General features: G+C 47.8%; 2 protein-coding genes. Both read right to left on the reverse strand.

Going from position 1 to position 12,542, the window contains the following annotated elements:
* Positions 1-24: 24 nt before the first annotated feature.
* Positions 25-12,123 (reverse strand): amino acid adenylation domain-containing protein, encoded by a 12,099-nt coding sequence (locus AB4Z17_RS20250; RefSeq protein ID WP_441961684.1) that lies wholly within the window; start codon positions 12,121-12,123, stop codon positions 25-27.
* Between the two features lie 29 nt (positions 12,124-12,152).
* Entirely contained in the window at positions 12,153-12,536 is a 384-nt protein-coding gene (panD, locus tag AB4Z17_RS20255; protein WP_441911160.1) for an aspartate 1-decarboxylase, read from the reverse strand.
* Between the last annotated feature and the right edge of the window lie 6 nt (positions 12,537-12,542).

Genomic DNA, 12,542 nt, shown 5'->3' on the forward strand with positions numbered 1-12,542 from the left:
GCTCCTTTGCATATGGGGTTGTCCTTACTGCTTGCCGCCAGCTCTAGCATTAGAAGTCTGCTGAAATTGATGAACGGCCATTCTGAGCAGTTTAATATAGCACTGAGCCCATGCTTTAACCTTTTCTTTCTTTAATCGACGTGCATTAAATTCCCATAAGCCGCTCATTCCTTTACCTGCTGCGCCCCTGCCGCTGTCTAACGTCAGAATGATATCGAAGAGATGAAGGAGCTGATTTTCGGGAATGAAGCCTGTGCGCGAGCGATCTACAAACAATGGCGTTATAAGGGAACTATTATGGCTCCCAAGCTCTCTCTCCACTTGATTCCAATCGTAGGAAATTTTCGTATTGTCAAACAATGAGTCGGCTGCTCGGATTAGCTCGCTAAACTCCAGCACCGTACTAAAGTCAAGCTCTAAAGGTGTGAGCCGTCCCCTTGATGATGCAACCGGCATTACCAGATCATTAGCGCCTGACTGCTGCTTCCAAAAGAGCAGATAGATTGCTAGAGCAACGGTTGTAATGGACACAGACTCCGAATATGCCATTTCCGCCAGTCCCTCAATTAAATCGTCCTCAAGGGTGAATTGGTACGAACCATTCCTTTGCGCAGCGTATGTGTTATTGAAGCAGTCCTCACCTGCAGCAATTCCAGCGTAATGCCAAATGTGAGGAAGATTGCTTTGGGAATCAATATATTCCGCAAGCGCGGCAATCGTCGGATAATTAAATAGATCCGTCACCTTGAGTAAACCTGGGTACAGCTCTTCCAGTCGCTGGTGGGTACGGACAAGCAGCAGCGACTCTCCCCCAACATCAAAGAAATTATGATGGGTCCCAATAGCGGTTCGGCMTAGCACTTCTCCCCACACAATAGAAATGGTTTTTTCCGTTTCGCTTGCTGCCTCCACATAACGCACGCCTGCATCCAACCGCTCGTCTGGTGCTGGCAATGACTTCCGATCTACCTTGCCATTTGGAGAAAGCGGCATGTGATCCAGTTCCACGTAGACAGCCGGAACCATATAATCGGGTAATGTTTTAGCCAAATGATAACGTAATTGTGCAGTAGTGACTGCATCACTCGTTACGACATACGCGCATAGAAAAGCGCTTTCCCCCGCAGCCCCGTCACGCTTCATGACAACGGCTTCCCTTACGTCTGGATGCCCCGTAAGCGCATGCTCGATCTCCCCGCATTCAATGCGGTACCCCCTAATTTTCACCTGGTGATCCATTCGTCCCAGAAATTCGATGCTGCCATCAGGCAGCCACCTCGCAAGATCGCCTGTACGATACATGAGCTCGTTAGCTGCGAATGGATTTATCACAAACTTTTCCGAGGTCAAATCAGGACGTTTCCAATACCCCCGCGCCAAGCCAGCTCCCGCAATACACAGCTCTCCCGCCACGCCTACCGGTTGAACCTGCATAACATCATTGACCACATATAAGGAAATATTGTCGATAGGTTTGCCAATAGGCACGCTCGTTAAACTTTGCTCTCCTATACACTCGTAATAGGACACGTCGACCGTCGCTTCGGTTGGACCATACAGATTAATGAGCTTCGCAGCATTAGGTTCTCCGATTCGCTCTCTGAATCTCTCTACTTGATTGACCGTAAGCGCTTCTCCACTGGCAAAAACATAACGTAAGCTCTCAAGCTTTTTACTATCATTAACAAGGCCCGGATAATTCAAAAACAGATGAAGCATAGAAGGTACAAAATGTAGCGTAGTCACCGCATACTTATTAATGGCATCATATATCGCCCCAGGGTCCTTTTCTCCGCCTGGTGCAAGCAAGCATAGCTTAGCGCCTGAGAAGCTCCATAAGAACAACTCCCATACCGAAACATCAAACGTAAATGGCGTTTTTTGCAGAATCACATCATGCATATCAAGCGTGTATCTGTTTTGCATCCACGTAAGGCGATTCACTACGGAATGGTGCTCAATCATTACCCCTTTCGGCTGTCCTGTTGACCCTGAGGTGTACAACACATACGCTAAGCTGCGCGATCGATGGATTTTTTCTAGCGGACCATCATTTTTCTCATGCTGCAGCGCTTCCTCTATGTTCAATCGTTTAGAATCTAGCGACATGTTGCCAAACTGCCCGTCTAAGCCCTGAGTCAAAACAATCCTTGCTCCCGAGTCATCCAGCATATACCGAACTCGCTCTTCAGGAAGCCCAGGTGAGATCGGAACATACGCCGCTCCCGCCTTCAATATGCCGTAAATCGCAATGATCATGTCAACAGAACGCTCCATGATGACGGCTACAGTATCCTCATGCTTCACCCCGTGTTTTCTCAGAACTCTTGCCAGCCGATTAGCCTTCCCATTCAGTTCACGATAGGACATTTCCCCAGTCTCATAGATCAGGGCAGTAGCATGCGGGATCCACTCAGCTTGTGCTTCCAAGTAAGACTCAACAGTCATATGACTTGGATAAGCGGCAGCCGTTTCATTAAATTGAACAAGTTGAATGGCTTCTTCATCCGAATTCAGCAAGCTTATCTGGTTTAAAGAGATATGCGTATCTTTCGTAATTTGCTCCACAATTCGAATATAGTAGCTAATCATTCGGTTGATTGTTTGCTGTTCGAATAGATCCGTTGCATATTCTACAGTAAGGTCTGCACCATCCTCGCGCATTGCAAGCTCAAACGTCAGGTCCAGCTTGGATACAGCGTGCTCCAGCGGCTGCGTCTTTAATTGCAGCACATCAGCTTTCATTGCCGGCACATCCATATTTTGCATTACAAACATGACTTCAAAGATTGGATTTCGGCTCAGGTCTCGCTTTACATCAAGTGCAGTTACACAATGCTCGAACGGCAGCATCCCATTATGCATCGCACCAAGCACCTTCTCCTTGATCTGTCGGGCAAAATGAAGAAAGCTGTGCTCACGAGATGGCTGGCTCCGTATAGCAACGGTATTGACAAACATCCCAACAAGCGGGGCTGTCTCTGGATGGGATCTTCCTCCAATCGGCGTACCAGAGATGATATCCTCTTGCCCCGTCAGCTTATGAAGCAGCACGTGAAAACAAGCAAGCCATATTGGAAAACTAGTCATGCCAGCCGTTGCTGCCAATGACTCTACCTCGAACATTAACGAGAGAGGCAGCGCATGGATGATTTTGCTCCCCTTAAAGCTTTGTTCGGCTGGCCTTGGCTTGTCCACTCGCAAATCCAGAAGCGGCAGCGTTCCCGCCAGCTCCTCTCGCCAGTACTGCTCTTGCCTATCCAGCTCTCGGCTCTTCATAAAGCCCTGCTGCCATACAGCTACGTCCTTGTACTGGATTTCAAGCGGCAGCAACGTGCCGCCTTCATAAAGCTTGGTGAAATCATGCGCCAGCACTGTCATTGAAATACCGTCAGATACGATATGATGCATATCAAGCAACAGCAAATGCTCTTGCGCGCCATTCGTAATAAGCGAAGCGCGCAGCAGCGGAGCAATGCTCAAATCGAATGGCTGAACGAATTTCTGCATGCTGCTCAACCCATCCACTTGATCCGTTTTTGTTACATCAGCTCGCACCATTACTCGCTCATGAATGCGCTGCACGGGGGCGCCATCGCGCCATTCAAAGCTTGTTCTGAGCGGTTCATGACGGTCAATGAGCCGCTGCAGCGCCTCTTGCAATCTCTCAACGTTCAGTTCACCACGCATACTGAGTGCGAGCGGCAAATTGTAGGCTGTACTTGAAGGCTTCATATGATGCAGAACGAAAAGCCTATTCTGTGCAAGCGACAATGGGTAAACATCCCTCTGCTCGGCCCTTGTGATAGATGCAGCTGTCCTTTTCGGCGATCTATCAATGAACGCTGCCATCTCTTCTAGGACAGGGTAGGCGAACACATCCTTTAGTGTAAATATGACCTCTAACTGCCGCTCCACTGCACCCGTTAACTGCGCTGCGCGCAGCGAATGTCCGCCAAGCTGGAAAAAATGATCGTCGGTGCGTACGATATGAACACCAAGTATGCTCTTCCATAGCTCTGCCAGTCGGAGCTCCGTCTCACTGCGCGGATCAGCGCCGCCAATGGAATCAGCAAACGTCGGCTTTGGAAGGCGGCTGCGGTCTATCTTCCCGCTAGCATTAAGAGGAAAGGAGTGCAGGCAGGCAAACAGAGAAGGAATCATATATTCCGGCAGCATTCCCCTCAGTTTCTCCTTCAGCTCACGTTCATTGAGTTCAAAAGAAGAAACCACATATGCACATAAGGCTGGCTCTCCCGTCCGATCCTTCACGGTCATGACGAGCGCATCGGAAACCTCCTCCAGCTGCATCAGCGCATGCTCAATCTCTCCACATTCCATTCGAAATCCTCTAATCTTCACTTGATGATCGAATCGACCCAAATACTCGATATGACCGTCAGCAAGCCAGCGCGCGCGGTCTCCGGTCAAGTACATGCGTTCCCCAGCAAAAAAAGGATCGGGTACAAATTTTTCCGCTGTCAATTCTTGACGGTTCAAATAACCTCTAGCGAGTCCCACTCCAGCGATGCAGAGCTCGCCCGGAATTCCAATCGGCTGCAGCCGCCGCTGCTCATCCACAACGTACAGCCGAATATTTTGAATCGGCGAGCCAATTGGAACAGATCCTTGCTTATAGTTCGCACAGTCATATGCGCTGACATCCACGGTCGCTTCAGTAGGTCCGTATAAATTTATGAGTCGTGGACTTTCGCTGCCTGCAGAATGTCGGCTGTAGAACCCTTCCACCTGTGCAGGCTTCAACGCCTCTCCGCTTGCAAATACGTAACGCAAACCTCCGAAAGGCTTGTCCGCCTTAACTTCCGATGCATACTGGAGATATACGCCCAGCATGGATGGGACAAAATGCATGACCGTCACCGCTTGCTCACGGATGACTTTCATCATGACCTGCGGCTCCCGCTCCCCCCGCGGTTCCAGCAAGTAAACAGATGCCCCTGCAAAACTCCACCAGAACAGCTCCCACACCGAAACATCAAATGTTATAGGTGTCTTCTGAAGAATGACATCTTGCGCGTCAAGCGGATATTGATCTTGCATCCAATGTATACGGTTGATGACCGCAGCATGCTCGATCATAACTCCCTTTGGTTTTCCAGTAGAACCTGATGTGTAGATGACATAAGCCAAATGATGTGCGTTCACTGCAGGCTCCCATAGCCATTCCTCAGCATCATGCGAACCCTTGTCTTCAACAGCATCTATATCTATAATTTCACCATTAAACGGCAGTTGGTCCATCCATTTGCGTTGGGAACATAATAACTTGGCTCCGCTATCTTCAAGAATGTACCCAATACGCTCCTCTGGAAAATGCGGATCGATAGGCAAGTAAGCGCCCCCGGCTTTTAGAATGCCTAAAATCGCTGCCATCATTTCAAAAGAGCGCTCTGCAACAATCGGAACAATCGTCTCTGCTCCAACACCTTTCTGACGGAGCAGCAGAGCAAGTCGGTTTGCACGATCATCAAGCTCACGGTAAGTAAACATACCGTCGTTCGATCGAATGGCTGGAGCATTCGGCGTCTTGCGTACCTGTGCCTCAAAACAGCCATGAATGGTTTCGCCACCAGGATACGGCCTTGCTGTATCATTCCATTCTTGAAGAAGCATTTGCGCTTCCTTCTCCATAATTAAGCTGAGGGAAGAGCATTTCATACCTGGCTCATCCGCCACTTGTTTCAATACATTGAGCCAATGATCCGCCAGCCTCATCATCGTCGCTTTATGAAATAATCGCGTATTGAACTCTAGCTCCGCTCGAAAGCCTCCGTCACCTTGAGGATAAAGATCAAGCTTAAAATCCAATTTAGATGTCATGTTTTTACCTGAGCGTATAGGCTGTACCCCTACAGTGTGACCCTTTACTTCCAGATCATTTCCGATCTGGTTGTGCAAAATCATCATCGTATCGAACAGCGGGTTTCGTGAGGGATCCATCGTCATTTGCGCAGCTTCAATCATCTGGTCAAAGCTCACATCTTGATGTTCGAGTGCTGCAAGCAGGTGATCATGTGACGCCCTCGCAAATTGATCAAATTTCATGCCATCGCCAATTTTAAGGCGAATCGGTAGAAAATTATTGAACATACCGATCATATTAGCTATCTCGGGATGTGATCTTCCTGCCGCTAGCGCCCCAATAATCAAGTCATTTCCGCTTGTATACTTTTGAAGAAGCAGAGCGTAGGAAGCAAACAACAGACTATTTAAGCTAATATTGAGCGTACCGGATATAGATTGAAGCCGAATTGCTAGATCTGAAGGGACATGGAATCCAAACGTCTCCCCCTCCAGCGATTGCCGTTCCCCACGCGGGAAGTCAAGCGGCATGTCGAGGCTCGGAGGTGGATCGCTTAACTCGGTCTCCCAATATCGGAAGCTCTTGCGCATGCGTTCCGTATTCCCTTGGCCTGATCTCCATACCGCATAATCCTTGTACTGAATATGCGGCTCTTCCAAGCGCTTGCCGTCTAATAGTTTGACTAGCTCTTCAATAAGCAGACTCACCGAAATGCCATCCGCAATAATATGGTGGATATTTAGAAGCAAATAAGTTTCTCCGCATGCGCTGCTTAGMAGCCGTGCGTTAAGGAGCGGTGCTTGTGAAAGCGGCAACGGCTTAGCAAATTCGCAGAACTGTTGCTCCAGATCTATTGTTGTGTCGCTTATCTCTTGAAGCTCGAACGAAGCATGCTCATGTATAATTTGACGCGCCTCACCGTCAATAAACTGGAATGACGTACGAAGCGGCTCATGCAAAGCAATAAGTCCTTTTATGGCTCGTTCCATATCCGTTCGCTGAACATGGCAAGTTAAGCGCAGCGCTAGCGGGATATGATAGGCTATACCCGCGTTTGCAATTTCTTCAATGAGAAAAATACGCTGCTGGGATGGACTTAACGGGTAAGAACGAGAAATGTTAATCGGTTTTATCGGTTCATATGCCTCTATATCTGCCCTATCAATCCATTCTGCTTGCTCTCTAACTGTTGAACGTAGAAATACTTCCTTGATCGGCATTCGGACATGATATTGCTTGTAAATTTCCGATACAAGCGTTGCAGCCTTCAATGAGTGACCGCCATGTGCGAGGAAATGATCATTAACGCCAACAGCCTCTACCTTAAAAACCATTTCCCAAATGGTTGCAAGCTGAATCTCGGTTTGGGTTTTAGGCGGGACATAGGCTGCTGCCATTCCGATGCTCAGTTTAGAAAAGTCAGGCTCAGGCAATGCGTTTTTGTTAATCTTGCCGTTAGAGGTGAGCGGGAGCTTCTCCACCCGCACGAAGACTGCCGGAATCATAAATTGCGGCAGCTTTGCTCCCAGTTCTGCTTGCAGCCGATCTATGGAAAGTTCACCATTTGCTACGATGTAAGCAGCAAGCTGTGGATCGCCGCTGCGGTATTTCAGCATAACTACCGCTTCCCTAACGTCCTCACACTCTAGCAGTTTGCTCTCAATTTCCCCCAGTTCTATACGAAATCCACGCAGCTTTACCTGGGTGTCGAGCCGATCCAAAAACTCTAGATTACCGTCAGGCAGCCGCCTGACCAAATCCCCTGTCCTGTAAAGCTTTGTTCCCTCCTTAAAAGGATGGGGAACAAATTTATTTGCAGTAAGCTCCGGCAGGTTCAAGTAACCTTGTGTTAAACCATCGCCGGCAATACATAACTCCCCAGGCACAAGTGGTGGGAGCAAGGTGCCATTTTCGTCCAATACAAGTGCTTCTGAATGTGCGATAGGCTTGCCTATTGGAATTGCAGCATTGTCCTGTTCTAGCGAGTCAATCGGATAACAAGTAGCGAAAACAGTAGACTCTGTTGGACCGTACACATGAAGCAGCACGCCTGAACCGACGGTCTTATAAGCTCTTCTAATATGCGAGGCTGATGCGCGTTCACCGCCAAACAATAGATGACGAAGGAAAGGCAAGTCCTTCAATCCAGAGTCAACGAATGCATTAAACAAAGCTGTAGTCGCAAAAAATACCGTAACCCTTTGTTTCTTCATCAATAAAATAAGCTGATGGATATCAAGCAAATCGTTTTCATTCACAAGGACGAGCTTTGCGCCGTTCAAAAGTGCCCCATAAAAATCAAACGTCGACCCGTCAAACGCATAATTCGATAACTGCAGCAGTGCATCCTCATTCGTGATTCGGATATAGTCAGTATCCCGAGCAATGCGAATGACGTTTCGGTGCGTAGTTAAAATTCCTTTTGGCCGTCCTGTGGAACCCGAGGTGTACATTACATAAGCTGCGTCGTCCCCTGTTACATCCACGTTCAAATTATGTCCCTCTGCCTGTCTCCACTCGTTCCTCATAGCATCCATGTCAATCTTATCTACTGGTCTATTCCCAGCTTGAGCAAGCTTGCCGCCTATATGGCTTGTCCGGGCATCTACTATCATTGTAGAAATATCAGCGTCCCCAAGCATAAACTCAATCCTGTCGATTGGATAACTCGGATCGATTGGCACATAAGCGGAGCCGGTCTTTAACACAGCAAGTATCGCAACTGGCATATTAAAGGATCGATGAAGAAGCAGCGCCACACGTGAATGCGGAACTACTCCATGGTTGATGAGCCATCTAGCCAGAGCATTTGCCATTTCATTCAGCTCTGTGTAAGAGAGGCTCGCCTCATCCATAACTATAGCCGGGAGCTGCGGTGTATGAGCCACCTGCCTCTCGAACAACCGATACAGCGTCGAATCGTTAGGATAAGATGAACGCCGTGCCATGCTATTTTCCAAAATAAGCTGGCATTCATCCACGTCTAACATAGGAATCATCTCAACAGTCGTCTCAGGGGATTGAACTGCTCCATGAGCCAATGTTTTAAAATGGCGAGCAAATCCTCTTACTGTTTCCTGACTGTACAAGTCGAGGGAATATTCAATAGATACTGTAATGTCTTCCTCCGAAGCTATACATTCCCAAGTCATATCAAATTTAGATGTACCTGTCCCTATCGGCTCAGGCTTGAATATGACATTCGCTGTATGAAACTGTGGAATTTCCATGTTGTGCAGCGTAAATACAGTGCTGAATAATGGATTACGGCCATGTTCTTGTTTTGCCTCTGCCAGCTCTACAATTTCTTCGTAAGGGACGTCCTGATGGTCTAGCGATAACAATATTTGTTTATTGATCTCTTCAAAGCATTGAAGGATCGAAAGCTCCTTGCCAGCCCGAAGTCGCAGCGGCACCATATTGACGAACAAGCCCACGATACCTTCCATCTCCGGCCTTGTTCTCCCTGCCGACGCAGTACCGATCACCATATCAACTGCTCCGGTGTACTTGCTCAGCAGCATAAAGTAAACGGAAGTTAAAACGGTATACAACGTACCGCCTGTTCGGAAAGCTAATTGCTCCAGCTTAGCTGTAAGCGTTGCATCGAGTACAAATTTTTCGATAGCTCCCTTGTAGCTAGGAGTGAGCGGGCGCCGATAATCTGCCGGGATGTCGATCTCCCCCGCTCCCTCCTTGAAGATTTGCCGCCAATACTCTCTCTGCCTTATCATGCGCCTATCTTCTGCCCTGAACCTTTTCTCCCAATCAGCAATATCGCTGTATTGAAAAGAAATTGGAGGCAGCTGAGCCCCTTCATACATCGCCACAAATTGCCCTATTAATATTCCCATCGACGTGCCATCCGTAATGAGATGATGCATATCAAATAACATCAGATGGCGGTTATGACCGAGTGTGATTAACTCCATTCGGAACAACGGCGCCTTAGACAGCTCATAGGGCTGTAGAAATGTACTTATTTTGTGCTGCATAACACTCTCTGACCAGCCGCGGCCGTCTGTAAAAACAATGGGCAGCTTTACTGAATCTGCAATGCGACCGACCACGATATCATTGTCCATAACAAATGATGTACGTAGTGAAGAATGTCTGTTGATCAAAGACTCCCACACCTGTTGAAACTTACTGAGGTCCAGCTCCCCCTCAATGCTTATGCGCTGCGGAAGATGATAACGAAGGAGGCCTGAATTCATTTCCTCAACAATAAATAATCTCTTCTGAGCAGATGTAGCGGGATACCAATCCCTCATGCCTCCATTTGAAATTACTTCGCACTGGCTATTTCTTTGCTCTTCCCCAGCAGCCGCTTCCGCGACATAAGCGGCGAGTAACCGAACAGTATAATGCTGAAACAACTCACTCAGAGATACATTTATGCCAAATGTCGACTGCAGCTGGGCAGCTACATAAGCTGCACGCAGTGAATTACCGCCATGCTCCAGAAAATGATCATCTATTCCAATGCGATCTGTCTTCAGCACTTTTTTCCAAATAGACAATATGCGATGTTCGGCATCCGTTTCAGGAGCTGCAGCAGCCGACTCGGGAGCTGTTTCTTCCATAATCGCTGCCAGCGACTCCAATTCCGAAATGACTGAAGAGAATTGTCCGCTCTGCATACTCTCAGCAAGCGTGTAACGCTGAATTTTCCCAGAGGTCGTTTTCGGAATACGCTTCACTGGAACAATGAGCTCCACTTGGAGTCCAGTTTTTCGATTTAGCAATCGCTGCACGCTTTGCCTCAGCGGCACAAAACTGTTAAGCTTTCCTCGATATTGAATAAATACGGCGATCTCATCCTGCTTCGTTGCTTCATTGTGAATCGCGCTAACAGCTACTTTGCCTATTTCTGCTCCCTTAATTTCACTTGCCAGCATTTCCAAATCATGCGGGTATACGTTCTGGCCATTGACGAAAATAATATCCTTCATGCGGCCAGTCACATACAATCTGCCGTCTTGCATAAATCCCAGATCACCGGTATTCAGCCAACCGTCTGTCGATAGTATGACGGCGTTCACATCAGGGCGGTTAAAATAACCCTTGGTGACATTCCTCCCTCTAATATGAAGGAGTCCAACATAGCGATCTGGCATTTGCCGACCAGCCTCGTCGCAAATTTTAAGCTCGCATTCGGATACAGGGAACCCGAGCTCAACGATTTCTATTTTATTGGGATCATCTGCTGGAGTATCCTGAATAACATCCCCGAAATTCAAGCCTTTTCGGCTTACATATAAGGTATTCAAGCTCTCCTCCACATGCGGAAATGTAACGGCCAAACTTGCTTCCGCTAGTCCATAGACGGGAAATATACATTGTTCTCTAAGCCCATAAGGCTTCATCTGTGCGAGAAACTCGCGGCAATTGCTCGCGGATATTGGTTCCGCTCCGTTAAAGATAAGCCTTACCGAGCTAAGGTCCCAGCAGGTGGCATTCTCAGGTTTAAAATGCTGCAGAAAGTGAACATAACCAAAGTTAGGTGATGATAGACAGGTAATGCGATGCTGATGCGTCAGCTCCATCCACTTCATCGGATGAAGCACGAATGTCGAGGTCGGCATCTGCCATTGATTCATAAGCCCAAGCATCGGAGTTAGATGAAATCCAATCAAACCCATATCATGCGTAAGCGGGAGCCAGCTTAAAGAGGAATCAGCCTCGGTCGACTGCGCGCCCTCCAATATCGCCCGCATATTCGAAAGTAAGTTGCCATGTGTCAAAACAACACCTTTAGAATCACCTGTGGAACCAGAGGTGAATTGGATAAATGCAACATCATCCTCGGTTGCCGCATAGACTGTTCCTTGGCGTTCTATTGCAGCTGCTTCATCCAAAACATTCTTGATCGGCAGCATTTTATTTTGCAGCAGCTGCCCTGCGGCATGCTCTTCATTCTTGAGACAATAAGCTGCAACAGATTCCCATATTTCTGGATCGCACAGCAAATACGGATTTCCAAGTTGGCTGCTTACTTGAAGAAGCTTCTTCCTTCCTTCGTCAGTTCGTCCCGCTGTAAGTGGAACGGGAATCATGCCACCCAATAGACAGGCCCAAAACAAAACAAGAAATCGTTCATTATCTTCGGTCTGCAGCACAACATGCTGCCCTTTGCCAAGCCCTCTTATCTGCAGCTGACCGAGTACTGCACCCGCTGCCTTGCGTAGTTGTCCATACGACACGAATCGATCCTTACCCGCCTCGCAGAACGTAATGCCCGCACCGCTCGTTCCGCTTGCAATGAGTACTTCTGAGAGATTTCGGATGATATTCATATAGCTCCCCCTACTTTTTGTCTGTGGCATTATACCGTTGTAGAGTGCAGCTCTTGATACTTGTCCGTCACAATCCGATTATTCTCATCCATAATGACCACATCGGGCTTGTACACCCTCGCTTCATGATCTTCCATCATGGCGTAGGAGATAATAATAACGAGATCTCCTGGCTGAACCATTCGCGCAGCCGCTCCATTTAGACAAACCATGCCTGAACCTCTTGGGCCAGTGATCACATACGTCTCCAACCGCGCGCCGTTGTTGATATTTACAACTTGCACTTTCTCGTTCTCTAAAATATTGGATGCGTCTAAAATATCTTGATCAATCGTGATGCTGCCTACATAATTCAAATTTGCTTCCGTAACGACCGCACGGTGAATTTTGGATTTGTGAATTTCTCTAAACATAAATAA

The sequence above is a fragment of the Paenibacillus sp. TAF43_2 genome, assembly GCF_052113545.1.
GTDB lineage: Bacteria > Bacillota > Bacilli > Paenibacillales > Paenibacillaceae > Pristimantibacillus.

Bases quoted from the DNA above. Each gene is read 5' to 3' on its own strand.
- panD (WP_441911160.1), bottom strand. From the start codon at position 12,536: ATGTTTAGAGAAATTCACAAATCCAAAATTCACCGTGCGGTCGTTACG.